The organism is Streptomyces thermocarboxydus (genome assembly GCF_024760485.1).
Classification (GTDB): Bacteria; Actinomycetota; Actinomycetes; order Streptomycetales; family Streptomycetaceae; genus Streptomyces; species Streptomyces cellulosae.
The window spans coordinates 2,497,456-2,521,398 of record NZ_CP058273.1; the positions used below are offsets into that span (position 1 = coordinate 2,497,456).

Here is a 23,943-nt window from a genome sequence, read left to right on the forward strand (position 1 = left end):
TATGGCGCCCTCAGACGACGTCGAACTCGTTGCCCTCCGGATCCTGCAGGGCCGCGGCGTAGAACCCCGCGTCCGGCTCGTCCTTGATCTTGAGGACGGTGGCACCGGCGTCGACCAGCCGCTTCACGGCGGCGTCGACCCGTTCCCTGCGGAGGGCCGGCGGGACGTCACGGCCACCGCCGACCTTCAGGTCGAAGTGCCAGCGGTTCTTGAGGGTCTTCGACTCGGGCACCTGCTGGAACCACACGCGCGGTCCGCGCCCCGTGGGGTCCACGATGGACTCCGCGAGATCACCGGCCCCGGGCGGCAGCTCCTCCGCGGGCACGCCCATCGCCTCCCAGTAGGCACGCCAGGTGGGGTGGCCCTCCGGGGCCGGCTCGGGGACGTATCCCAGGGCGGGGGCCCAGAAGGCCACCATCCGCTGTGGGTCGGAGCAGTCGATCGTGAGCTGCAGTGTCATCTCCATGAGGGGAGACTGCCAGAGGGGTCTGACAACCACTCACCTCCGCACAACTCGCGGGCACCCGGGCACCTGTCGTGAGAACGTGCCGTTCTGCCTGGCGGAGGGGGAGCATGGGGTTGACCTACAGCTATGACATCTACCTGCGCCCCGAGAACGTGGCGCGTGCGCTGAAGGGAGCGGCGAAGCTGGCGCCGCCGGAGCGCAGGGTTCCTCCGCTGACGGTCACCTTGCCGGGCGGCGAGCAGGTGCTGCTGCCGTTCACGTGCGGGTTCAAGAGCGAGCCGGTCGACTGCGCCGGGAGGGACAGGGTTCCGCTGGAGACGTCGCTCATGTTCCCGGCGGACGAGGCGGTACGGGCATACGCGGAGGAGGGCGGTCTCCCTGTCGAGGACGGGCGCGTTCAGGTCGGGTACGTGTACCTGGACATGTCTTTCCCAGCCTTCCGGGATCCGCGCTACGTGTGCCTGGACTTCTGGGCCGCGACATCGAGGATGAGCAGGCTGTTCGAGGACTCGGCCGCGATCGGAAAGGTGTTCACCGACCTCGCGGAGGCGTCGGGTGCGGTGCGCTGTCTCTTCGACAAGGGGGACGGGGGACCCGAGCGGGTGCTTTGGGGCACGGCCCCCGACTGAAGCCTTTTAGGGCGCGGCCCAATGTCTCAACGCTCAGGCGGGCGGGCCCTTGCGTTCCTTCAGCGCGTTGATGAACTCGTCGAAGGCCGAGCCGGAGACGGTGAGTACGGCCTGGCCAGGCGCCTTCGAGTCGCGGACGGATACGCGGGCGGGGGAGGCCGCGACCTCTACACACTCGTTGCCGTCGCCCGGGCCTGAGTAGGACGACTTGCGCCAGCGGCCATCGGGCGTGTCAGTGTGGCTCATTCCTGACCGTCACCTCCTTGAGGCTTGCGACGAAGGTGGTGAACGCCGCCGCGTGAAAGGTAAGGATTCCCCGATTCGGGGCCTTCGAGTCGCGAACGGCTGCGTGAGTGGGCGAGCCGGCGATCTCCACGCAGTTGTTGCCATCGCCTCCGCCGGAATAGGACGACTTCCGCCAGATCTCAGGGGTGCCCACGACTCACAGCTCCTTCGTCAATCTGTGGATGAAGTCGCGTGACCGGCGCGGGGGCAGCGACACAGCCTTCACCTTACGGAAAAGCTCGCGATACGCAGTGAGTTGACCCTCGGCATCGATGAAGGAGGCGCCGTGCGGGCCGTCGCGTACGACGGTGTCCAGTTTCGGCACGGCGCCGCCCGCGTAGGTCATCGCGCTCGCGGCGCCTGCGAAGCCCTCCAGGCCGAAGGGGATGACGCGAATGCTGACGTGATCCGACGCGGATCGCTCCACATCCGGCGCGGTGGCGCACGGTGCACCCCGGTCACGATTCGATTGCGGCCACCCCCCACCCCCTTGCCCCCGCCGATGTAATCGTTTCCAATCCTCCGTGTAATCGATTCCACGAGGAGGTGGGTCGGGCATGGCGGGTATCAAGGACGTCGCCGCCGAGGCGGGGCTGTCCGTCGCCACGGTGTCGCGGGTGCTCAACGGGCATCCGTCGGTCAGTGAGGACGCGCGGCGTCGGGTGACCGCCGCCGTCGAGCGGCTGGGGTACCGGCCGAACGCCGTCGCCCGGTCCCTGCGCACCGATCAGACCCGCACCCTCGGGCTGGTCATCAGCGACGTGATGAACCCGTACTTCACCGAGCTGGCCCGCTCCGTCGAGGAGGAGGCCCGTGCGCTGGGGTACAGCGTGATCATCGGCAACGCCGACGAGCGGCCCGACCTCCAGGACCATCACGTCACCACGCTGCTGGACCGCCGTATCGACGGCTTGCTCGTGTCCCCCACCGACGGCGGCTCGCCCGGCATGCTCGGGGCCGCGCGGGCCGGGACGCCCATGGTGTTCGTCGACCGGTGGATCCCGGGCGTCGACGTGCCCGTGGTCCGGTCGGACGGGCGGGCCGCCGTACGCGATCTGGTCGCGCATCTGTACGGGCTCGGGCACCGACGGCTCGCGATCATCGCCGGGCCCGCCGCCACCACGACCGGCCGGGAGCGCGTGGACGCCTTCCGCGAGGCCCTCGCCGCGTACGGGCTCGAACTGCCCGACGTCTACATCGGGCAGGGCGACTTCCAGGCCGGCAGCGGGCGGCGGGTGACCGAGGGGTTCCTCGACCTCCCCCAGCCCCCCGAGGTCGTCTTCGCCGCCGACAACCTGATGGCCCTCGGCGCCCTGGACGCCGTCCGCGCCCGCGGGCTGCGCGTGCCGGACGACATCGGGCTCGCCGCGTTCGACGACATCCCCTGGTTCGTGCACACCGACCCCCCGGTCACCGCGGTCGCCCAGCCGGTCCGCGACCTGGGGCGGGCCGCCGTGCGCGCCCTGGTCGACCGGATCGAGGGCAGGCCCGGCGAGTCCGTCACCCTTCCCGCCCGGCTCGTCGTGCGCCGCTCCTGCGGCGAGGGCGGGTCCGGAAACGAGAGTTCCCCCTCCCCCGTACGAAGGAGTACGCCGTGAGCAGCCGCAGTCCTGACGAGTTGCTGCGCATCGAGGGCATCCGCAAGACCTTCCCCGGCGTGGTCGCGCTGGACGGCGTGGACTTCGATCTGCGCCGTGGCGAGGTGCACGTGCTGCTGGGCGAGAACGGCGCCGGCAAGAGCACGCTGATCAAGATGCTCTCCGGCGCCTACACCCCCGACGCCGGACGGATCACCGTCGGCGGCGAGGAGGTGCGCATCGGCGGTGCGCAGGACTCCGAGAAGCTCGGGATCGCCACCATCTACCAGGAGTTCAACCTGGTCCCCGATCTGACGGTCGCGGAGAACATCTTCCTGGGGCGGCAGCCGCGCCGGTTCGCGATGATCGACCGCAAGCGGATGGACGCGGACGCCGAGGTGCTGCTGCGGCGCGTCGGGGTGGACGTGTCGCCCCGGGCACGGGTGCGCGAACTCGGCATCGCCCGGCTCCAGATGGTCGAGATCGCCAAGGCGCTCAGCCTGGACGCGCGGGTGCTGATCATGGACGAGCCGACCGCCGTGCTGACCTCGGAGGAGGTCGAGAAGCTGTTCGCGATCGTGCGGCGGCTGCGCGAGGACGGCGTGGGGATCGTCTTCATCACCCACCATCTGGAGGAGATCGCCGCGCTCGGCGACCGGGTCACCGTGATCCGGGACGGGCGCAGCGTCGGGCAGGTGCCCGCCTCCACGCCGGAGGACGAGCTCGTACGGCTCATGGTGGGGCGGTCCATCGAGCAGCAGTACCCGCGTGAGCGTGCCGACGCCGGGGACGCCCTGCTCAAGGTGGAGGGGCTGACGCGGGACGGTGTGTTCCACGACGTCAGCTTCGAGGTGCGGGCCGGTGAGGTCGTCGGCATCGCGGGGCTGGTCGGCGCCGGGCGGACCGAGGTGGCCCGCGCGGTGTTCGGGGCCGACCCGTACGACGCCGGGACCGTGCGCGTCGCGGGGACCCCGCTGCGCCGCCACGACGTGAACGCCGCCATGGAGGCCGGCGTCGGGCTCGTGCCCGAGGACCGCAAGGGGCAGGGGCTGGTGCTCGACGCCTCCGTGGAGGAGAACCTCGGTCTCGTCACCCTCCGGTCGTCCTCCCGCGCGGGGCTCGTCGACCTCAAGGGGCAGCACGAGGCCGCCGCCCGCATCGCCGGGCAGCTGGGCGTGCGGATGGCCGGGCTCGGCCAGCATGTGCGCACCCTCTCCGGCGGCAACCAGCAGAAGGTCGTCATCGGCAAGTGGCTGCTGGCGAACACCAAGGTGCTCATCCTCGACGAGCCGACGCGCGGCATCGACGTCGGCGCGAAGGTCGAGATCTACCAGTTGATCAACGAGCTGACGGCGGCCGGGGCCGCGGTGCTCATGATCTCCAGCGACCTGCCCGAGGTGCTCGGCATGAGCGACCGGGTCCTGGTCATGGCGCAGGGCCGGCTCGCGGGCGAACTCGACGCCGCCGACGCCACCCAGGACGCCGTGATGGCCCTCGCCGTCTCCACCTCTTCCCCCGGCTCCCCCAGCAACGGAACGGAGGCCCCCGGTGGCCACTGACACGCTCAAGAGCAAGCCGGGCGCGCAGGGCGGCGCCGTCGGCGGCCTGCGCCGGCTGCTCCTCGACAACGGCGCGCTGACCGCGCTGATCGTCCTCGTCATAGCCATGTCGGCGCTGTCCGGGGACTTCCTCACCGCCGACAACCTGCTCAACGTCGGCGTCCAGGCCGCCGTGACCGCGATCCTCGCGTTCGGCGTCACGTTCGTCATCGTCTCGGCGGGCATCGACCTGTCGGTCGGCTCGGTCGCCGCGCTCTCCGCGACCGTTCTCGCCTGGTCCGCGACCGAGGCCGGGATCCCGGTGGCGCTCGCGGTCGTCCTCGCCGTGGCGACCGGAATCGCCTGCGGCCTGGTCAACGGCTTCCTCGTCTCGTACGGCAAACTCCCGCCGTTCATCGCCACCTTGGCGATGCTGTCGGTGGCGCGCGGTCTGTCGCTGGTGATCTCGCAGGGCTCGCCCATAGCCTTCCCCGACTCCGTCTCGCACCTCGGTGACACGCTCGGCGGCTGGCTGCCGGTGCCGGTGCTCGTGATGATCGTGATGGGGCTGCTGACCGCGTTCGTTCTCGGCCGGACGTACATCGGCCGGTCCATGTACGCGATCGGCGGCAACGAGGAGGCCGCTCGGCTTTCCGGGCTGCGGGTGAAGAAGCAGAAGCTCGCCATCTACGCCTTCTCCGGCCTGTTCGCCGCCGCCGCGGGCATCGTGCTCGCCTCCCGGCTCGCGTCCGCGCAGCCGCAGGCCGCGCAGGGCTACGAACTGGACGCGATCGCCGCGGTCGTCATCGGCGGCGCCTCCCTCGCGGGCGGCACCGGCAAGGCGTCCGGCACCCTGATCGGCGCGCTGATCCTCGCGGTGCTGCGCAACGGCCTCAACCTGCTGTCGGTGTCGGCGTTCTGGCAGCAGGTCGTCATCGGCGTGGTCATCGCGCTGGCGGTGCTCTTCGACACGGTGCGCCGCAAGGCGGGCGCGACCGCCCCGGCGGCCGGCGCGTCCGGCGGCGGCAACAAGGGCAAGCAGGCACTGACGTACGTGATCGCGGCCGTCGTCGCCGTCGCGGTCGTCGGCGCCACCTCCCTGCTGCACAACGGCTCGTCGGGTGCGGCCAAGCCGAAGATCGGGCTGTCGCTGTCGACGCTCAACAACCCGTTCTTCGTGCAGATCCGGGACGGCGCCGAGGAGGAGGCGAAGAAGCTGGGCGTCGACCTCACCGTCACCGACGCGCAGAACGACGCATCCCAGCAGGCCAACCAGCTGCAGAACTTCACCAGCGGCTCGCTGTCCGTGGTCGTCGTCAACCCGGTGGACTCCGACGCGGCCGGGCCGTCCGTGCGCGGCGCCAACAAGGCGGGCATCCCGGTGATCGCCGTGGACCGCGGCGTCAACAAGGCGGACACGTCCGCGCTGGTCGCCTCCGACAACGTCGAGGGCGGCGCGCTCGGCGCCAAGGCGCTCGCGGAGAAGCTCGGCGGCAAGGGCACCATCGTGATCCTCCAGGGCCAGGCCGGCACCTCCGCCAGCCGGGAGCGCGGGGCGGGCTTCGCCGAGGGGCTGAAGGACTACCCGGGCATCAAGGTCGTCGCCAAGCAGCCCGCGGACTTCGACCGCACCAAGGGCCTGGACGTGATGACGAACCTGCTCCAGGCGCACCCGGACATCGACGGCGTCTTCGCCGAGAACGACGAGATGGCGCTCGGCGCGATCAAGGCGCTCGGCTCCAAGGCGGGCAGGTCCGTGCAGGTCGTCGGGTTCGACGGGACGCCGGACGGGCTGAAGGCGGTGCAGGCGGGCACGCTGTACGCCTCCGTCGCCCAGCAGCCCAGCGAACTCGGCCGGATCGCCGTGCGCAACGCGTTGCGGGCCGCCGAGGACGAAAAGGTGGAGAAGATGGTGAAGGTGCCGGTGAAGGTGGTCACGAAGGAGAACGTGGCCGGCTTCGAAGGCTGACACCGGCACAGGGGCAGGAGCGCCGCACCGGCGCCGAGGCCTCAGGGGCACACGGGCGGGCGGTCACCGGACCGCCCGCCCTCCTCAGCGGATCGGGGAGCGAATTCATGTACGACTACGACCTCCTGGTCGTCGGATCGGCCAACGCCGACCTGGTGATCGGGGTGGAGCGCCGGCCGCGCGCCGGTGAGACGGTGCTCGGCTCCGACCTGGCCGTGCATCCGGGCGGCAAGGGCGCGAACCAGGCGGTGGCCGCCGCCCGGCTCGGCGCGCGCACCGCCCTCCTCGCGCGGGTCGGGGACGACGAGCACGGGCGGTTGCTGCTGGACTCGCTGCGCGAGGCCGGGGCGGACACGGTGGGCGTGCTGGTGGGCGGGGCGCCGACCGGGGTCGCGCTGATCACGGTGGACCCGTCGGGCGACAACAGCATCGTGGTCTCGCCGGGCGCGAACGGCCGGCTGACCCCGGCGGACGTCCGGGCGGCGGCGAGTCTCTTCCACGCCTCGCGGGTGGTGTCGACGCAGCTGGAGATCCCGCTGGAGACGGTGGTGGAGGTGGTGCGGAGCCTGGCGCCGGACAGCCGCTTCGTGCTCAACCCGTCGCCTCCGCGGCCGCTGCCGTCGGAGGTGCTGGCGGCCTGCGACCCGCTGATCGTCAACGAGCACGAGGCGAAGGTGATCCTCGGCGACAGCGCCGGGGTGAGCGACGAACCCGAGGACTGGGCGCGGCTGCTGCTGGCGAAGGGCCCGCGTTCGGTGGTCGTCACCCTCGGCGGGGAGGGCGCGCTCGTGGCGTCCTCGGCCGGGGTGACACGGGTGCCGTCGGTGAAGGTGGAGGCCGTGGACACCACGGGCGCCGGGGACGCGTTCACCGCCGCGCTGGCGTGGCGGCTCGGGACGGGCGACCCGCTCGACGAGGCCGCCGCCTACGCGGCCCGGGTGGGCGCGGCGACGGTCACCAAGGAGGGCGCGCAGGTGTCGTTCCCGACGGCGGCGGAGGTCGCGGAGCTGTGAAGAAGCACGGGATCCTCAACCGCCACCTGTCCGGCGCCCTCGCCGAACTCGGCCACACCGACGGGGTGCTGGTGTGCGACGCGGGCATGCCGATCCCGGACGGGCCGCGCGTGGTGGACCTGGCGTTCCTGGCCGGGGTGCCGTCGTTCGCGCAGGTCCTCGAGGGGCTGCTCGGCGAGCTGGCCGTCGAGGGCGCCACGGCGGCGGAGGAGGTACGGGACGCGAATCCGGCGGCGGCGTCGCTGATGGCCGGTCACTTCCCGGACCTGGCGTACGTCCCGCACGAGCGGCTCAAGCAGCTGACGTCCGGCGCCCGGCTCGTGGTGCGCACGGGCGAGGCCAGCCCCTACGCGAACGTGCTGCTGCGGTGCGGGGTCTTCTTCTGAGGACACCTGGACGAACTTCGAGGGGCCCGGTCCGTCGACCGGGCCCCTCGCTTCCCTCCCCCGCCAGGACCTCCCTGAAGTCCCCCCCCCGGGTCCCCACCCGGAAGTCCTGACGCTACGTACGACAGGCGGGGCGGGGAGAGGGTTGTACGCGCCGGAGAATTTTTTTCCGGCGGGCGGGACCCAGGGCTCAGACGTCGACGTTCTCCGCCCAGCGGCGGGCCGTCTCCGCGAGGAGTTCGCGGCCGTCCCGCGCCCACAGGTCCTCGTTGAACAGCTCCACCTCGATGGCGCCCGTGTAGCCGGCCGCCTCCACGTACCCCTGCCACTCGCGCATGTCGATCGCGCCGTCGCCGATCTGGCCGCGGCCGTTGAGGACGCCCTCGGGGAGCGGGGTGATCCAGTCGGCGAGCTGGAAGGTGTGGATGCGCTGCTGCGCGCCGGCGCGGGCGATCGCCTCGGGGGCCGTGTCGTCCCACCAGATGTGGTACGTGTCCACGGTGACGCCGACCTGGTGCGCCGGGAAGCGTTCGGCGAGGTCCAGGGCCTGGGTGAGCGTGGAGACCACGCAGCGGTCGGAGGCGAACATGGGGTGCAGCGGTTCGATCGCCAGTTTCACCCCGTGGTCCTCGGCGTAGGGGGCGAGTTCGGTCAGCGCGTCCGCGATGCGTTCGCGGGCGGCCCGCAGGTCCTTGGTGCCGGGTGGGAGGCCGCCGGAGACCAGGACCAGGGTGTCCGTGCCGAGGGTGGCCGCCTCGTCGACGGCGCGGCGGTTGTCGGCGAGGGCGGCGGCCCGCTCGTCCGCGTCGACCGCCGTGAGGAAGCCGCCCCTGCACAGCGTCGTCACCGCCAGGCCCGCGTCCCGTACGAGCCCCGCTGCCGCCTCCACGCCGTACTCCTGGACGGGCTCCCGCCACAGGCCTACCGCCGGGACGCCCAGGTCGCGGCAGGCGGTGACCAGGTCGGGGAGCGTGAGCTGTTTGACGGTCATCTGGTTGATGCTGAAGCGGGTCAGGTCGCTCACGGGGTCACTCCGTACAGGTGCAGCAGGGTCCTCATCCGGTCCTCGGCCAGCTTGGGGTCGGGGAACAGGCCGAGGCGGTCGGCGAGTTCGTAGGCGCGGGCGAGGTGGGGCAGGGAGCGGGCGGACTGGAGGCCGCCGACCATCGTGAAGTGGCTCTGGTGCCCCGCGAGCCAGGCCAGGAACACCACGCCGGTCTTGTAGAAGCGGGTGGGTGACTGGAAAAGGTGGCGGGACAGCTCCACCGTCGGGTCGAGCAGGGCGCGGAAGCCGTCCGTGTCACCGGTGTCGAGGACGCGGACCGCCTCCGCCGCCAGCGGGCCGAGCGGGTCGAAAATGCCGAGCAGGGCGTGGCTGAAGCCGTGGTCGTCGCCCGCGATCAGCTCCGGGTAGTTGAAGTCGTCGCCGGTGTAGCAGCGGACGCCCTTCGGGAGACGGCGGCGCAGGTCGATCTCACGCTGGGCGTCCAGCAGGGAGACCTTGATGCCGTCGACCTTGTCGGGGTGGGCGGCGATGACGTCGAGGAAGGTGTCCGTGGCCGCGTCGAGGTCGGACGAGCCCCAGTAGCCCTCCAAGGCCGGGTCGAACATGGGGCCGAGCCAGTGGAGGATCACCGGCTCCGCTGCCTGGCGGAGGAGGTGGCCGTAGACCTCCAGGTAGTCCTCGGGGCCCTGGGCCGTGGCGGCGAGGGCGCGGGACGCCATCAAGATGGCCTGCGCGCCCGACTCCTCGACGACCGCGAGCTGTTCCTCGTAGGCCGCGCGGACCTCGGCGAGGGTGGCCGGGCCGACGGTGAGCTGGTCGGTGCCGACACCGCAGGCGATCCGGCCGCCGGCCGCCTTCGCCTCGGCGGCGGAGCGGCGGATCAGCTCGGCCGCGCCCGCCCAGTCCAGGCCCATGCCGCGCTGCGCGGTGTCCATCGCCTCGGCGACGCCGAGCCCGTGCGCCCACAGATGGCGGCGGAAGGCGAGGGTGGCGTCCCAGTCGACGGCCGCCGGTGAGTCGGGGGTGGTGTCGGCGTACGGGTCGGCCACGACGTGCGCGGCGGAAAAGACCGTACGGGAGGTGAAGGGGGCGCCCGGGGTGAGGGCCAGGGGCTCGGTGCGGGGTTCGTAGGCGCGTAGGGCGCCGTGCGCGTCGGGGAGGCGGAGGGTCACAGGGCGATCTCCGGTACGTCGAGACGGCGGCCCTCGGCGGAGGACCTCAGCCCCAGTTCGGCCAGCTGCACGCCGCGCGCGCCGGCCAGCAGGTCCCAGTGGTAGGGGGCGTCGGCGTAGACGTGCTTGAGGAACAGCTCCCACTGGGCTTTGAAGCCGTTGTCGAACTCGCCGTTGTCCGGCACCTCCTGCCACTGGTCGCGGAAGACCTCGGTGGCGGGGATGTCCGGGTTCCAGACGGGCTTGGGGGTGGCGGAGCGGTGCTGGACGCGGCAGGTGCGCAGACCGGCGACGGCGGAGCCCTCGGTGCCGTCGACCTGGAACTCGACGAGCTCGTCGCGGTTGACGCGGACCGCCCAGGAGGAGTTGATCTGGGCGATCGCGCCGCCCTCCAGCTCGAAGACGCCGTACGCGGCGTCGTCGGCGGTGGCGTCGTAGGGCTTGCCGTTCTCGTCCCAGCGCTGCGGGATGTGCGTGGCGGTGAGGGCCTGCACGGACCTCACGCGGCCGAACAGCTCGTGGAGGACGTACTCCCAGTGCGGGAACATGTCGACGACGATGCCGCCGCCGTCCTCCGCGCGGTAGTTCCACGACGGGCGCTGCGCCTCCTGCCAGTCGCCCTCGAACACCCAGTAGCCGAACTCGCCCCGCACGGACAGGATGCGGCCGAAGAAGCCGCCGTCGATCAGGCGCTTCAGCTTCAGCAGGCCTGGCAGGAACAGCTTGTCCTGGACGACACCGTGCCGGACGCCCTTCTCGGCGGCGAGGCGGGCGAGTTGGAGGGCGCCGTCGAGGCCGGTGGCGGTGGGCTTCTCGGTGTACACGTGCTTGCCGGCGGCGATCGCCTTCCTGATCGCCTCCTCGCGGGCGGAGGTCACCTGGGCGTCGAAGTAGATGTCCACGCTGTCGTCGGCGAGGACCGCGTCCAGGTCGGTGGAGAGGTGTTCGAGGCCGTGGCGTTCGGCCAGCGCCCTCAGCGCGTGCTCGCGGCGGCCGACCAGCACCGGCTCGGGCCACAGCACGGTGCCGTCGCCGAGGTCGAGGCCGCCCTGCTCGCGCAGGGCCAGGATGGAGCGGACGAGGTGCTGGCGGTAGCCCATGCGTCCGGTCACACCGTTCATGGCGATACGCACCGTCTTGCGTGTCACGTCGTTCCCTTCGTACGCGGTCCGCGCGCCGCGTACGCCGCACCCGCCCCACGCGCCCCAGGAGGAGGCGGGGAGACTGGTGGACGTCACAGCAAGCGCTTTCTATGTAGTCAGAAGCTAGCCTCTGGACCGCGTGTGGACAAGACCACTGCCGGTCCCGGCTTGTTCGAGGGGGCGAACAACGGGGCGGATGGCCTTAAGGTCTGGTCGACGGCTTTGGTCGGGAAGCTCCGGCCGGAACCACCGGTGCGGGCGCGGGTGTGTACGGCGGCGTACGGCACGGGCGGACGGACGCGGGTGGACGGGCACGGGCGGACCGGCGCGGCGGCGAGGCGGAGGACGAGACATGACGGTGACCCTGGCGGACGTGGCGGCGCGGGCGCAGGTGTCGCCCGCGACGGTGTCGCGTGTGCTGAACGGGAACTATCCCGTGGCCGCGTCCACCCGCGAGCGGGTGCTCAAGGCCGTGGACGAGCTCGACTACGTCCTCAACGGCCCCGCCAGCGCGCTCGCCGCCGCCACCTCCGACCTGGTCGGCATCTTGGTGAACGACATCGCCGACCCGTTCTTCGGGATCATGGCGAGCGCCATCCAGTCGGAGATCGGCGGTCCGGGCGGGCGCGCGGGCGGGGAGAGACTCGCCGTCGTCTGCAACACGGGGGGCTCCCCCGAGCGTGAACTGACCTATCTCACCCTGCTCCAGCGGCAGCGCGCCGCGGCAGTGGTGCTGACCGGCGGCGCCATCGAGGACGCGCAGCACAAGGCGGCGATGGACGCCAAGCTGAGGAAGCTGGCGGACGCCGGGACGCGGGTGGTGCTGTGCGGGCGGCCGCAGGCGCCGGACACCGGGGCGATCGCCCTGACCTTCGACAACCGGGGCGGCGGGAAGGAGCTCACCGAGCATCTGATCCGCCTCGGGCACCGCCGTCTCGGCTACATCGCGGGCCCCGAGGAGCGCACCACGACCCGGCACCGCCTGGAGGGCCACCGGGACGCACTGGCCGCGCACGGCATCGAGGAGGACCCCCGGTGGACCGTCCACGGGCGGTACGACCGGCGCTCGGGCTACGAGGCCACACTGGAACTCCTCCGCCGCGACCCGTCGTTGACCGCCGTGGTCGCGGCGAACGACTCCGTCGCCCTGGGCGCGTGCGCGGCACTGCGGGACTCGGGACTGCGCATCCCGGACGACGTCTCGGTGGCCGGCTTCGACGACCTGCCGTTCAGCATCGACGCGGTGCCTTCGCTGACCACGGTCAGGCTCCCTCTCGCGGAGGCGGGGGCGCGGGCGGGGAGGATCGCGATGGGGCGGGAGGAGCCGCCGCCGGGCGGGATCGCGTCGGTGCGGGGGGAGTTGATGGTGCGGGGATCTACGGCGGGGCCGCGGGGGTGAGCTTTCTGAGGGGCTGGGGGTGATGCCCTCAGGGGCGCGGGGAACTGCGCGAGCGACCACGACGAACCCGCACGTGCGGACGGCGCGCGACCAGCCCCTCCCAGGGGCGCGGGGAACTGCGCGACCAGCCCCCACGGGCCGTCGCGTGCGGACGGCGCGCAACCGCCCGCCTGAAGGGGCGCGGGGAACTGCGCGACCAGCCCCCACCGCCCCGCACCCGGCGAACCGCCCAAGAACCTACGGCACCGGAGTGACGGGGAGGAGTCGCCCCCGCGCCCGGGGGGTAGTCCCGTATCCATGAAACTGGCGTTCTCCACCCTTGGTGTCCCCGGCCTACCCCTCCCCGAGGTGACCGCCCTGGCGGCCTCGCACGGCTACCACGGCGTGGAGCTGCGCGCCCACCCCGAGGAGCCCGTCCACACGGGGCTCACCGCGGAGCAGCGGGCCGACGTGGCCGCCGCGTTCAAGGCGGCCGGGCTCGACATCCTGGGGGTCGCCGGGTACGCCCGGGTCGCCGCGCCCGGCGACGACGAGCCCGTCCTCACGGAGGTCCGCGCGCTGATCGATCTCGCGCGGGACATCGGCGCCCCGTACGTACGGGTGTTCCCCGGCGGCGGTGACGAGCAGAGCGCGGAGGAGGCCGACGCGACGGCCGCGCGACGGCTGGGGACGGCGGCGGAGTACGCGGCGGACCGGGGCGTACGGATTCTGCTGGAGACGCACGACTCCCATCGCACCGGTGCGGATGCCATGCGGGTGCTGGGGTTGGTGGGGCACCGGCAGGTGGGGGCGCTGTGGGACGTCATGCACACGTGGCTCGGCGGCGAGCAGCCGGCGGACACTTTCGCGGCGTTGTCGCCCCACCTGGGGTACGTGCAGGTGAAGGACATCGCCTCGGCGGAGGACAAGACTCCTGTCGCGCTGGGGGCGGGGGTGTTGCCGTTGACCGATGTGGTCGAGGTGTTGTCGCGGAACGGGTGGGACGGGTGGTTGTGCTGGGAGTACGAGGCGCGGTGGTACGAGGCGGCTGCGCCGCTGCCGTCTTTGCTGGGGGCGGGGCGGGAGCATTTGGCTCGGTTGCTGAACGAGTCCGCGTGAGTTTTTTCGACGCGGGCGCCTGAGGGGTGGGGGGTGCGCGGCGCGTGCGGGTGCCGGTGCGTTGTGGTTCGTCGCGCAGTTCCCCGCGCCCCTGAAGGGGCGGTTGCGCGACGATCCCGGGTGCGGGCTCGTAGGGGCTGAGCGTGCCGTTCCCCGCCCCCCTGGGCTCGTCCTACGGGGTCAGGCCCAGTTTGTGGGCCAGAACCACCGCCTGGACGCGGTCGCGTAGGTGCAGCTTCGCCAGGATGCGGGACACGTACGTCTTCACCGTTTCCGGGGTGATCGTCATCGCCCCGGCTATCTCCGCGTTGGAGAGGCCCTCCGCGATCAGGCGGAACACCTCCAGTTCGCGGGGTGTCAGCGCGTCCACCACGTTCTGACGGGCCGGGTCCGTCGTGTCCGCCGGGCGTACGTGCTGGGCGAAGTGGCCGATGAGGCGGCGGGTGACGGCGGGGGCGAGGAGGGCCTCTCCGCGGGCGACGGTGCGGATGCCGTTGACCAGCTCCGCCGGGGGCGAGTCCTTGAGGAGGAACCCGCTCGCCCCGGCGCGCAGCGCGTCGTACACGTAGGAGTCGACGTTGAACGTCGTGACCACCAGCACCTTCGGCGCGTCCTCCGTCTCCGGGCCGGCCAGTTCCCGCGTCGCCTGGATGCCGTCGAGCAGGGGCATCCGGACGTCCATCACGACCACGTCCGGGCGCAGCCGCCGCGCGGCCTGGACCGCCTCGTGGCCGTTCTCCGCCTCCCCGACGACCTCCATGTCGGGCTGGGCGGAGAAGATCGTGACGTAGCCGGTCCGCACCAGCGCCTGGTCGTCGCAGACGAGCACGCGGATCGGTGACGGCAGCACATCGCTCACGGGGTCACTCCTGTACGGGCTGGGACGGGATCGTCGCGCGGACCTCGAACCCGCCCTCGGGCCGGGGACCGGCCTCCAGTTCACCATCGAGCAGCCGCACCCGTGCACGCAGTCCGGCCAGTCCGCGTCCGCCCGACAGGTCCGGTCGCCGCGGGGCCGGTGCGGCAGCCGGTCCGTCGGTGGCCACCTCGATGCCGAGGTGCTCCCCGCCGTGCCGGAGCACGACCCGGGTGGGTTCCCCCGTCGCGTACTTCAGGGCGTTGGTCAGAGCCTCCTGCACCACCCGGTACGCGGCCAGCTCCACGTCCACACCGCGCGGACGCGGCTCGCCGTGCTCCGTGAGCTCGACGGGCTGGCCCGACCTGCGCGCCTGCTCCACCAGGTCGCCCACCCGTCCCAGGGCGGGCGCCCGGCCGCCCGTGCGTTCCAGGTCGGCGGACGCGGCCTCGCCGGTCGCCTCCAGGACGCCGAGCAGGGACCGCAGTTCGGTCAGCGCGCGGCGGCCGGTGTCGCTGACGGCGGCCAGGCCCTCGCCGGCGCGTTCCGGCGCGGACGTCAGCAGATACTGCGCCGCGTCGGCCTGGACCACCATGGCCGTCACATGGTGGGTGACCACGTCGTGCAGCTCGCGGGCGATCCGCGCCCGCTCGGTGGCCTTCGCCGCCTCCGCCTCCAGCCGCCGACGCTCCGCCTCCTCCGCACGCCGTCTGCGCATCGAGCCGCCCGCCAGCCGGACGGCGGCCAGGATCAGGCCGAACGCGAGGTAGTCCGGTACGTCGTTGGGTGAGCCGAGGCGGTCCAGGGCGACCGCCAGTGCGGCGTAACCCACGCTCGCCAGGACGGCCAGGCTCCGGCGGAAGCGGACCTGGTGGGCTCCGGCGGAGTACAGGGCCACGTACAGGCCGACGCTCGCGAAGGTCGTGGCGTAACCCAGCGCCTGGTGTGCGGCGAACGTCGCCGCGACGGCGACCAGGCAGGCCGCGGGCCATCTGCGGCGGGCCGCGAGCGGGAGGGTCTGTGCCAGGACCAGGGCGATGCCCAGCGTGTCCGGCGTGCGCTCGGGCAGGTCGCCGATCTGGGCGCCTACGCCGGAGAGGGTGGGTACGAAGGCCGGCGCGGTGAGGACCAGGGCGAGGACGCCGTCCTTGAGGAGGGCGTCCTGCTCCTGCCATCGGGCGAGCGCGGTGCGGAGCGCTGGGTTGCTCCAGGGGGCCTGAGGGCGCGTCATGTCCGTTCTCTCCTACGGTCGGTCCATGTCGGCGGCGCGCGCTTCGTGGCGGTTCCTCAGGCGGCCGGCGCGGCGGGCGAGGACCAGCATGGGGACGGCGAGCGCCACACCGACGAGGACGGGCACGAGCGACCCCTCCAGGCCGAACGCGCCTCCGGTCAGGAGCGCGGAGCCGTGGACGTCGACGGTGAACAGGCCGTCTGGGGCGTGCCCGGAGACCGGGATGCCGAGCAGTTGCTCCGTGGTGTTCCAGGCGAAGTGCAGGCCCACGACGAACCAGATGCTACGCCGCCACAGGAACGCGGCGCCGAGGAGGAGGCCCGCCTCCACGGCGATCGCGACGCCGCTCCATAGGGTCGCGCCTTCGGCGCCGAGGTGGGCCACGCCGAAAAAGAGGGAGGTGATGGCGAGGGCCGTCTTGCTGCCCCAGAGGTGTTCCAGTGCCTGGAGGGCAAGGCCGCGGAAGAGGAGTTCTTCGGTGATCGCGGCGGCGGCCTGTGTGACGACCGCGGTCCATATGACGGATACGACGCCGTCGCCTGACCAGGAGAACGAGTAGCCGCCGAGCGTGGTGATGAGGAGGGCGGAGAGGAGGATGAAGCCGAGGCCGACCGCGGCGCCGCGCAGGGTTTCGCGGGCCGCGCCGGGGCGGGCGATCTCCAGGGTGGGGCGGTGGGCGACGCGGCGCATGACGACGGCGTACGCGGCGATGGCTGCGGCCGCGCCGAGGAGAGGTACGGGGCCCGGGCCCGTCGCCGTGAGGGCGGAGATGAGGGCTACGGCGGCCATGCCGGTGAGCATCCAGCCGAGAGGGGTGCGGGTGAGGTGGCCCAGGCGGCCGCGTTTCGTGAGTTCCTTCGTCGGTTCCATGGTGGTCTCCCCTGAGTGGTCGCTCCTTCGGCGACCTGAGAACACGCTAGGAATTCGGGGGGTGTGCGGGATCACCCCCGGATGGACAACTGGGGTAGCTCTTACGGGGGATGGGGCCTGCGGTCGTCGGTCGGGGCGGCGGTGTGGGGGTTGCTCGCGCCGTTCCCCGCGCCCCTGGAGGGGGTGGTCTCGCGCCATTCGCCTGGTGCGGGTGCGTCGTCGTTGCTCGCGCTCCTGGGAGGGGGTGGTCACGCGCCGTTCGCCTGGTGCGGGTGCGTCGTCGTTGCTCGCGCTCCTGGGAGGAGGTGGTCACGCGCTGTTCACTCGTGCGGGTTCGTCGTGGTTGCTCGCGCTGTTCCCCGTGCCCCTGGGGGAACCGGGGGTCAGGGACGTCAGTGCCACCCCTCCCACCAGCAGGGCCGCCGCGCACCACCGTAGGGGGGTGATCGACTCGTCCAGGAACAGGGCCGCCGATGTCATGCCGAAGACCGGGACCAGGAGCGAGAACGGGGCCACCGTGGACGCGGGGTGGCGGTGGAGGAGCCAGCCCCAGGCGCCGAAGCCGAAGACCGTCGCCCCCCAGGCGACGTAGAGGACCGTGCCCGCGCCCGGCCAGTCAAGGGAGCGCAGGGCCTCCAGGTCCGCCGACCAGCCCTCCAGCAGCAGGGAGAGGGCGAGCAGCGGGAGCACGGGGACCGTGCTGACCCAGATCATGAAGTTGAGGGAGTCGGGCGGGGACGCCTTGCGGGTGAGGATGTTGGAGACGCCCCAGCAGGCCGCCGCCGCGACGACCAGGGCGAAGCCGGTCAGCGGGCCCGAGGCGCCCTCGTCGACCGCCGCCACGCCGATGCCGGCCAGAGCCACCGCCATGCCCGCCACACGCACCCGGGTGGGACGCTCGCCGAGCAGCACGACGGCGAACAGGGCCGTGAACACCGCCTGGACCTGGAGGACCAGGGAGGACAGGCCACCCGGCATGCCGACGTCCATGCCGATGAAGAGCAGGCCGAACTTGGCGACGCCCAGGGCCAGCCCGACCCCTACGATCCACTTCCAGGCGACCTTCGGCGGGCCCACGAGGAACACCGCGGGCAGGGCCGCGACCAGGAAGCGCAGCGCGGAGAAGAGCAGCGGCGGAAAGTGGTCGAGGCCGACCTCGATGACCGTGAAGTTCACTCCCCACACGGCGGCGACGAGGACGGCGAGGAAGACGTGTGCAGGTCGCATGCGTCGAGCATCCCCGGAGCCGACACTTCAGCACCAGCGACGATCCCTGCATGGTTGGATGAAGCATCGCTAATCAATCAGCATCGCTGATCAATCAGCCGTCGCTGATCAACCAAGCATCGCTGATCAACCAGGAGCGATCCGATCCCAGGAGCGGTCATGCTCGACCTCCAGCGTCTGCGCGCCCTGCACGCCGTCTCCGTGCACGGCACCGTCGGCGCCGCCGCCTCCGCGCTCGGTTACACCTCGTCCGCCGTCTCGCAGCAGATCGCCAAGCTGGAGCGGGAGACGCGGACCGTGCTGCTGGAGCGCGAGGGCCGGGGCGTGCGGCTCACCGACGAGGCGCATCAACTGGTGCGCGCCGCGCGGGAGCTGATCGCCATCGTGGAGCGCGCGGAGACGGAGCTGGAGGAGCGGCGCGGGGTGCCGTCCGGGCGGCTGACCGTCGCCGCGTTCGCGTCGGCCGCGCGCGGGCTGATGCCGCCGGTGCTGGCCGACCTGGCGCGCCGGCATCCCGCGCTGGACACCCGGCTCACCGAGGTGGACCCGCATCTGTCGGTGGACCTCGTCGCCAAGGGGGCCGTCGACCTGGTGGTGGCGCACGACTGGGACATCGCGCCGCTGCCCGCCCCGGCGAACGTGGAGCAGACGGTGATCGGGGACGACCTGTGCGACCTGCTGGTACCCGAGGGGCACCGGTTCGCGGGGCGGACGGGTGTGCGGCGGGAGGAGCTGGCCGGGGAGCGGTGGATCTGCCAGCCGCCGGGGCGGGTCTGCCACGAGTGGCTGGTGCGGACCCTGCGGGCGTCCGGGCACGAGCCGGAGATCGTGCACATGGCCGACGAGAACCCGACCCTGGTCGCCCTGGTCGCGGCCGGGCTGGGCATCGCGCTGATTCCTCGTCTCGGCCGCGGTCCGCTGCCCGCCGGGGTCGTCGAGGTGCCGCTCGACCCGATGCCCGTACGACGGCTGTACGCGCTGTGGCGCACGGGGGCGGCGCGCCGGCCTGCGATCGCGGAGACGGTCCGCACCCTGGTCGCGCACTGGCCGTCCGTGTCGGCGCACGGGCCCCGCTGACACACACGAGAGCCACGGAGAACGCCCTCGGAAAAGGGCGGAACCCGTCGCCGCCCCCGTACGTCCCACCGCCGAGCTGCCGGTCCGGCCCGGTGCGCGACGCCGTGCCGGAACCTCGCGCCGGCCGCGGCCGCTGTCCCCCCTCGGCGCCGCGCCCCGGCCGGCAGCCCGCCGTCGTCGGCGCCGCCCCCCTCCCGCCGCGCCGACGACGGCCCCTCTCCGTCCCCTCCGGATGCTGCACATGCCCTTGACTGGCAGAAACTTCCCGGATATTGGTGACCTCCTGGCAGTTTCCTTCAGCGGATCCCCGGTCCCCCGCGGATCACCTCCCAAAGGAGCGCACGTGCCCGACAGCAGCCCCGGATCCACGGCAAGCACCGCCCGCCCGTCCAGACGTACCGTCCTCGCCGCGACGGCGGGCGTCACCTCCGTCCTGGCGGCCGGCGGCACGGTCCACGCGGCCACCGGCGCGCACCGTCCCGACGACCGCAAGCTGCGCGCCCTCATCTCCCGTATGACGCTGGAGGAGAAGGTCGGCCAGCTGTTCGTGATGCGGGTCTACGGCCACTCCGCCACCGACCCCGACCAGGCGGACATCGACGCCAACCTGTCCGAGATCGGGGTGCGCACGGCCGCCGAGCTGGTCGCCAAGTACCGGGTCGGCGGCATCATCTACTTCGCCTGGGCGCACAACACCCGCGACCCGCACCAGATCGCCGACCTGTCCAACGGCATCCAGAAGGCGTCCCTCGGTCTCCCGCGCGGACTGCCCGTGCTGATCTCGACCGACCAGGAGCACGGCATCGTGGCCCGCGTGGGCGAGCCCGCGACGCTGATGCCGGGCGCGATGAACGTCGGTGCGGGCGGCTCGCGTTCGGACGCGCGCAACCTGGGCCGGATCGCGGGCCGGGAGCTGCGCGCCCTGGGCATCCGTCAGAACTACTCCCCGGTCGCCGACGTGAACGTCAACCCGGCCAACCCGGTCATCGGCGTGCGCTCCTTCGGCGCCGACCCGGACGCCGTCGCCGAGCTGGTCGCGGCGGAGGTGCGGGGCTACGAGTCGTCCGGTGTGGCGGCCACCGCCAAGCACTTCCCGGGGCACGGCGACACGACCACGGACAGCCACGAGGACCTGCCCACGATCCGCCACACGCGCGAGCAGTGGGAGGAGCTGGACGCGCCGCCGTTCCGGGCGGCGATCGCCGCGGGCATCGACTCGATCATGACCGCGCACATCGTCGTGCCGGCGCTCGACGGCGCCGAGGACCCGGCCACGCTGTCCCACCCGATCCTCACCGGCATCCTGCGCGAGGAGCTCGGCTACGACGGCGTCGTGGTCACCGACTCCCTCGGCATGGAGGGCGTGCGCACCAAGTACGGCGACGACCGGGTGCCGGTGCTGGCGCTGAAGGCGGGCGTGGACCAGCTGCTCAACCCGCCGTCCCTGGACGTCGCGTGGAACGCGGTGCTCCAGGCGGTGCGGGACGGCGAGCTGACGGAGGCCCGCCTCGACGAATCAATCCTGCGGGTGCTGCGTCTGAAGGCCCGTCTGGGCCTCTTCGACGACCCGTACGTCACCCACGCGGGCGTGGACCGCGTGGTCGGCGCCCGCTCGCACCTGGCCGCCGCCGACCGGATCGCCGAGCACGGCACGACCCTGCTGGTCAACGAGGGCGGCCTGCTGCCGCTGTCCCGCCGCCGCACGCCCAAGCTGCTGGTGGTCGGCGCCGACCCGGCGTCCCCGTCCGGCACCACGGGCCCGCCCACCGGGGTGCTCGCGGACGCCCTGACCGAGCAGGGCTTCACGGCGACCGCCCTCTCCACGGGCACGGCGCCCTCGGCGGCGACGATCGCCAAGGCCGTGGCGGCCGCGCAGGACGCGGACGCGGTGGTCGTGGGGACGTACAACGTCACCGCGTCCAGCAGCCAGAAGACGCTCGTCGAGCAGCTGCTGGCGACCGGGAAGCCGGTCGTCGCGGTGGCGATCCGCAACCCCTACGACGTGGCCCACCTGCCCGGCGTGCGCGGCTACCTGGCGTCGTACTCCTGGACCGACGTCGAACTCCGCGCGGCGGCCCGCGCGATCGCCGGCAAGGTCCGCCCCCGCGGCACCCTCCCGGTCCCGGTCCAGCGCGCCGACGACCCGACGGCGGTGCTGTACCCGGTGGGGCACGGGCTGACGTACTGACGGCCGGGGACGCCCGTCCGGACCGTGCCGTCGAGGCGGTCCGGACGAGGTGTCCTGGTCAGCCGTGATCACGGCGTCTCCCCGGCCGGGCGTAATCCCCCCTACGCCACCCGTCCGGCCCATCGCACCCCATATGCGCAAACACCCCCACTTGTCTGGTGTGTCCGGGCGGCCGGCGGCCAGGCTGGGGGCGGGTATCTTCCGGGGGGACGACGATGCGGGTGCGCGGATGGGGGCCTGGGGCCGTGGGCGCGGTCCTGGCGGGGGTGGTGCTGCTCGCCGGGTGCCGTCAGGCGCCGCCGGACGCGGCGGGCGGGACGGCGGCCGTGGCGTCGCCGGTGCGGCCCACGGGGTACGGGGCGGTGTTCCTCGACGTCGGCGAGTGCAGCTCCTTCGGCCGCACCAGCTTCACCGAGGTGTCCTGCGGGAGCGAACGCGCGGCGGCCCGGGTGGCCGCCCGGCACGACGGGACCGCGCGCGACGGGCCGCTCTGCCCGCCCACCACCGACTTCGTGCTGCACATCAGCGAGCAGTGGCCGGCCGCAGACGAGGACGGCGACGGCATGGTGCCCCGCGGTTACGCCTGCATGCGGCACCTCCAGCCGCCGCACCCGGGCGACCCGGGCGGCGGGGGCGGCCCGCGCACCGTCGTCGGCGACTGCGTGTACGCCCTCGACAGCGGCAGGGTGCGGGAGACCGCCTGCGACGGAAGCGGGCCCAGGGAACCGGAGTTCAAGGTGACGAAGGCCGTGGACGCCCGGTCGAAGTGCCCGGCGTCCACGGCCCTCTACGTCCGGCTGGGCGGGGCCGCGCCGGTCGGCTGCGCCGTCCCGGTGTGACCCCGCCCCGGCCTCACGGACGGAGCGCGAACCGCGGTTCGGCGTCCCGCTTGTCGAGCTTGGCGTCGAACTTCGCCAGCGGCTTGGCGGCCGCCGGGTTCGCCTGGACGGCGTTCGGGGCGACGCCCGCCCACTCCAGGATCTTCGCCGTGGCCAGCGCCTTCTCCTTCTCGACCAGACCGGCCACGTTGGCGCCGTGGTTCATGCCGGGCGCGGTGAAGACGTACGCGTCGCGCGCGCCCTTGCCGAGGCGGAACGGCTCGGCGCCCCACGGGTCGTTCTCGCCGTACACGAACAGCATCTGCCGGGCGTTGTTGCGGACCCAGGTGTCGACGTCCCGCATGACGTGCGGCTGGAACTTCATGTCGATGGAGCGCGGCACGAAGTTGCGCGGCGGCTGGTAGCCGTAGCGGACGTACTTCTTCTCGATGTGCGGGAAGTGGATGGTCGGCGCGCCCAGCTGGGTGCCGGCCTGGTAGTAGTACGGCGTGTACGGGCTCAGGCCCTGGTCCGTGTAGAACGAGAAGCCGGAGATCGTGTCGACCGAGGTCCAGATCTCGTCGTCGGTGGCGTTCTTGGCGTCCGCCGGGATCTCCTCGCAGTCGGCGACGGTGCTGTACTGCCAGAAGCCCCACACGTAGTCCAGGACGACCGCCTCGTAGGCGCGGTCCAGGCTGCCGATGGTGTCGAACGTGTAGCCGTTCTCGGCGGCGTAGGCGGCGTACTTCTTCTCCAGCGGGGCCCGGCGCACCAGCGCCTCGCGCTGCACGCCGTTGAGCCGGTCGCGGCACTCCTTGGTGCCGACGGTGCGGAAGAACCGGTCGTAGGCCGAGTCCTCCTTGTTCACCACGTCGTTCGGGGCGACGTAGGCGACCACGCCGTCCATGTCCTTCGGGTAGAAGCGCTCGTAGTAGGTGGCGGTCATGCCGCCCTTGGAGCCGCCCGTGGAGAGCCAGTTCTCGCTGTAGATCTTCTTCAGCGCGGTGAAGATGCGGTGCTGGTCGCTGGCGGCCTGCCAGATGTCCAGCTTGGACCAGTCGGCCGGCTCGGGCCGGGACGGGGTGAAGAAGCGGTACTCCATGGAGACCTGGTTGCCGTCCACGATCTGGGTCGGCTCGGCGCGGCGGGGCGTCGTGGAGACGCTGTAGCCGCCGGTGTAGAAGACGGTGGGCCGCGCGGTGTCCTTGTGCAGCACGGTGATCCGCTGCTGGAACGTGCCCTTGGAGGGCCTGCGGTGGTCGACCGGCTGGGTGTAGTTCAGGACGAAGAAGCGGTACCCGGTGTACGGCTTCTCCTCGATGAGGCTCATGCCCGGGATCGCGAGCAGCCTCTCCTTGATGTCAGTGGTGCCGGTGGCGGCCGGCTCGGCGGCGGTGGCCGCCCCGGCCGTGCTCAGTGTGCCTATGAGCACCGTGAGCGCCAGCAGCCATCTGAGCGCCTTGCGCATGCGCACTCCCCTGTGAGACAGATGTGCGCCGGAAGCTACTCGACCAACTCCTCACCGCACCAGGGGCCATAGGGAAATCCCTGTGCGCCTCTTGCGGACACGCGGGTCAGCAGAGGATCCAGCCGGAGCTGACGGAGTCTCCCGCGACCTGGCCGGTGACCCACACACAGCGGCGTCCGGCGTGCACGGTCACCGGGCCCGCGTGGTAGGCGAACTGGCCCTCGTCGACCACGGGCCGCCCGCCGCGCGCCCGTACGCTCACCGCCATCTTCCGTTTCACGCCCTGCTTCTTGGCGACGGTGACGGCGCAGACGTAGCCGCCGCGCTTGTAGACGAGCACGGATCCGGTGGAGAACGGCAGGGTCCGCATCTTGCGTCCGGGACACAGCGCGGCCGCCTCCGCCTCCTGGGCGGGTGCGGCCAGGGCGAGCAGCCCCGCCGTGGTCAGCACCGCAAGGCCCGCCGCGAGCCGGCGGTGTATCGCTCCACTGCGCACAGTCGTCCTCCCGTACCGAGCCCGCCGGAACC

Annotated in this window: 23 protein-coding genes and 1 pseudogene; 11 read left to right on the forward strand and 13 right to left on the reverse strand. The window is 72.4% G+C overall.

Going from position 1 to position 23,943, the window contains the following annotated elements:
* Nucleotides 1–10: 10 nt before the first annotated feature.
* Nucleotides 11–466 carry a VOC family protein gene (locus AY578_RS11500; RefSeq protein ID WP_019527541.1) on the reverse strand — a complete coding sequence of 152 codons (456 nt, stop codon included), beginning with the start codon at nucleotides 464–466 and terminating at the stop codon, nucleotides 11–13.
* 107 nt (nucleotides 467–573) lie between these two features.
* Here AY578_RS11500 and AY578_RS11505 point away from each other — a divergent pair, with 107 nt between their 5' ends.
* A complete protein-coding gene (locus tag AY578_RS11505) occupies nucleotides 574–1,095 on the forward strand; it encodes a hypothetical protein (protein WP_136239647.1) in 522 nt (173 codons plus the stop codon).
* A gap of 33 nt (nucleotides 1,096–1,128) precedes the next feature.
* Here the strand turns inward: AY578_RS11505 and AY578_RS11510 are convergent, their stop codons facing one another.
* The 3 genes and pseudogenes from AY578_RS11510 to AY578_RS11520 form a co-directional block, all read right to left on the reverse strand.
* Nucleotides 1,129–1,341 (reverse strand): DUF397 domain-containing protein, encoded by a 213-nt coding sequence (locus tag AY578_RS11510; protein WP_136239648.1) that lies wholly within the window; start codon nucleotides 1,339–1,341, stop codon nucleotides 1,129–1,131.
* Complete coding sequence (locus AY578_RS11515; protein WP_258902331.1) at nucleotides 1,328–1,534, reverse strand: DUF397 domain-containing protein; 207 nt, start codon at nucleotides 1,532–1,534, stop codon at nucleotides 1,328–1,330. The genes AY578_RS11510 and AY578_RS11515 overlap by 14 nt, the downstream gene beginning before the upstream one ends.
* A 3-nt stretch (nucleotides 1,535–1,537) precedes the next feature.
* Nucleotides 1,538–1,798: pseudogene (locus AY578_RS11520) on the reverse strand (Scr1 family TA system antitoxin-like transcriptional regulator); the annotation flags it as partial.
* 139 nt (nucleotides 1,799–1,937) lie between these two features.
* Between AY578_RS11520 and AY578_RS11525 the strand changes: the two are divergent.
* The 5 genes from AY578_RS11525 (at nucleotide 1,938) to rbsD (ending at nucleotide 7,863) form a co-directional block, all read left to right on the forward strand.
* Complete coding sequence (locus AY578_RS11525) at nucleotides 1,938–2,978, forward strand: LacI family DNA-binding transcriptional regulator (RefSeq protein ID WP_019527538.1); 1,041 nt, start codon at nucleotides 1,938–1,940, stop codon at nucleotides 2,976–2,978.
* Nucleotides 2,975–4,516 carry a sugar ABC transporter ATP-binding protein gene (locus AY578_RS11530; protein WP_137208418.1) on the forward strand — a complete coding sequence of 514 codons (1,542 nt, stop codon included), beginning with the start codon at nucleotides 2,975–2,977 and terminating at the stop codon, nucleotides 4,514–4,516. The genes AY578_RS11525 and AY578_RS11530 overlap by 4 nt, the downstream gene beginning before the upstream one ends.
* The gene (locus AY578_RS11535) at nucleotides 4,506–6,464 is read left to right on the forward strand and encodes an ABC transporter permease/substrate-binding protein (protein WP_258902332.1); all 1,959 of its coding nucleotides are present in this window, start codon (nucleotides 4,506–4,508) and stop codon (nucleotides 6,462–6,464) included. Before AY578_RS11530 ends, AY578_RS11535 begins: the two co-directional genes overlap by 11 nt.
* A 107-nt stretch (nucleotides 6,465–6,571) precedes the next feature.
* The gene (locus tag AY578_RS11540) at nucleotides 6,572–7,477 is read left to right on the forward strand and encodes a ribokinase (RefSeq protein WP_028959231.1); all 906 of its coding nucleotides are present in this window, start codon (nucleotides 6,572–6,574) and stop codon (nucleotides 7,475–7,477) included.
* Complete coding sequence (gene rbsD, locus AY578_RS11545) at nucleotides 7,474–7,863, forward strand: D-ribose pyranase (RefSeq protein ID WP_028959230.1); 390 nt, start codon at nucleotides 7,474–7,476, stop codon at nucleotides 7,861–7,863. Before AY578_RS11540 ends, rbsD begins: the two co-directional genes overlap by 4 nt.
* 190 nt (nucleotides 7,864–8,053) lie before the next feature.
* On the opposite strand, the gene AY578_RS11550 is transcribed toward rbsD, so the two are convergent.
* From AY578_RS11550 to AY578_RS11560, 3 genes are read right to left on the reverse strand one after another with little or no spacing between them, the layout of a single operon-like run.
* Nucleotides 8,054–8,887: a sugar phosphate isomerase/epimerase family protein gene (locus AY578_RS11550; protein ID WP_019527533.1), complete on the reverse strand. Its 834-nt coding sequence runs from the start codon at nucleotides 8,885–8,887 to the stop codon at nucleotides 8,054–8,056.
* Nucleotides 8,884–10,041, reverse strand: coding sequence for a dihydrodipicolinate synthase family protein (locus AY578_RS11555; protein WP_258902333.1), 1,158 nt, complete (start codon nucleotides 10,039–10,041; stop codon nucleotides 8,884–8,886). Before AY578_RS11555 ends, AY578_RS11550 begins: the two co-directional genes overlap by 4 nt.
* Nucleotides 10,038–11,189, reverse strand: a complete 1,152-nt coding sequence (locus AY578_RS11560; protein ID WP_028959228.1) for a Gfo/Idh/MocA family protein — start codon at nucleotides 11,187–11,189, stop codon at nucleotides 10,038–10,040. The genes AY578_RS11555 and AY578_RS11560 overlap by 4 nt, the downstream gene beginning before the upstream one ends.
* Nucleotides 11,190–11,535: 346 nt before the next feature.
* On the opposite strand from AY578_RS11560, the gene AY578_RS11565 reads away from it, so the two are divergent.
* Together AY578_RS11565 and AY578_RS11570 are read left to right on the forward strand one after the other, a co-directional pair.
* On the forward strand, nucleotides 11,536–12,582 hold the full coding sequence (locus tag AY578_RS11565) for a LacI family DNA-binding transcriptional regulator (protein ID WP_136239653.1): 1,047 nt from the start codon (nucleotides 11,536–11,538) through the stop codon (nucleotides 12,580–12,582).
* A gap of 297 nt (nucleotides 12,583–12,879) precedes the next feature.
* Complete coding sequence (locus tag AY578_RS11570; protein ID WP_019527529.1) at nucleotides 12,880–13,680, forward strand: sugar phosphate isomerase/epimerase family protein; 801 nt, start codon at nucleotides 12,880–12,882, stop codon at nucleotides 13,678–13,680.
* 172 nt (nucleotides 13,681–13,852) lie between these two features.
* On the opposite strand, the gene AY578_RS11575 is transcribed toward AY578_RS11570, so the two are convergent.
* The 4 genes from AY578_RS11575 to AY578_RS11590 all read right to left on the reverse strand — a co-directional run bounded on the left by AY578_RS11575 (nucleotide 13,853) and on the right by AY578_RS11590 (nucleotide 17,864).
* Nucleotides 13,853–14,539, reverse strand: a complete 687-nt coding sequence (locus tag AY578_RS11575; RefSeq protein ID WP_028959226.1) for a response regulator — start codon at nucleotides 14,537–14,539, stop codon at nucleotides 13,853–13,855.
* A 4-nt stretch (nucleotides 14,540–14,543) separates the two neighbouring features.
* Nucleotides 14,544–15,767 (reverse strand): sensor histidine kinase, encoded by a 1,224-nt coding sequence (locus AY578_RS11580; RefSeq protein ID WP_028959225.1) that lies wholly within the window; start codon nucleotides 15,765–15,767, stop codon nucleotides 14,544–14,546.
* A 12-nt stretch (nucleotides 15,768–15,779) separates the two neighbouring features.
* Nucleotides 15,780–16,637 carry a CPBP family intramembrane glutamic endopeptidase gene (locus AY578_RS11585; RefSeq protein WP_028959224.1) on the reverse strand — a complete coding sequence of 286 codons (858 nt, stop codon included), beginning with the start codon at nucleotides 16,635–16,637 and terminating at the stop codon, nucleotides 15,780–15,782.
* Between the two features lie 309 nt (nucleotides 16,638–16,946).
* Entirely contained in the window at nucleotides 16,947–17,864 is a 918-nt protein-coding gene (locus AY578_RS11590; protein ID WP_019527525.1) for an EamA family transporter, read from the reverse strand.
* A 159-nt stretch (nucleotides 17,865–18,023) separates the two neighbouring features.
* Here AY578_RS11590 and AY578_RS11595 point away from each other — a divergent pair, with 159 nt between their 5' ends.
* From AY578_RS11595 to AY578_RS11605, 3 genes are all read left to right on the forward strand, one after another.
* Complete coding sequence (locus tag AY578_RS11595; protein WP_019527524.1) at nucleotides 18,024–18,941, forward strand: LysR family transcriptional regulator; 918 nt, start codon at nucleotides 18,024–18,026, stop codon at nucleotides 18,939–18,941.
* Between the two features lie 343 nt (nucleotides 18,942–19,284).
* Entirely contained in the window at nucleotides 19,285–21,129 is a 1,845-nt protein-coding gene (locus AY578_RS11600) for a glycoside hydrolase family 3 protein (protein WP_258902334.1), read from the forward strand.
* Between the two features lie 245 nt (nucleotides 21,130–21,374).
* Nucleotides 21,375–21,968 carry a hypothetical protein gene (locus AY578_RS11605; RefSeq protein ID WP_258902335.1) on the forward strand — a complete coding sequence of 198 codons (594 nt, stop codon included), beginning with the start codon at nucleotides 21,375–21,377 and terminating at the stop codon, nucleotides 21,966–21,968.
* A 13-nt stretch (nucleotides 21,969–21,981) separates the two neighbouring features.
* Here the strand turns inward: AY578_RS11605 and AY578_RS11610 are convergent, their stop codons facing one another.
* Nucleotides 21,982–23,415 carry a S28 family serine protease gene (locus AY578_RS11610; RefSeq protein ID WP_137208406.1) on the reverse strand — a complete coding sequence of 478 codons (1,434 nt, stop codon included), beginning with the start codon at nucleotides 23,413–23,415 and terminating at the stop codon, nucleotides 21,982–21,984.
* A gap of 106 nt (nucleotides 23,416–23,521) precedes the next feature.
* Nucleotides 23,522–23,911, reverse strand: a complete 390-nt coding sequence (locus tag AY578_RS11615; RefSeq protein ID WP_026244229.1) for a hypothetical protein — start codon at nucleotides 23,909–23,911, stop codon at nucleotides 23,522–23,524.
* Nucleotides 23,912–23,943: the final 32 nt, after the last annotated feature.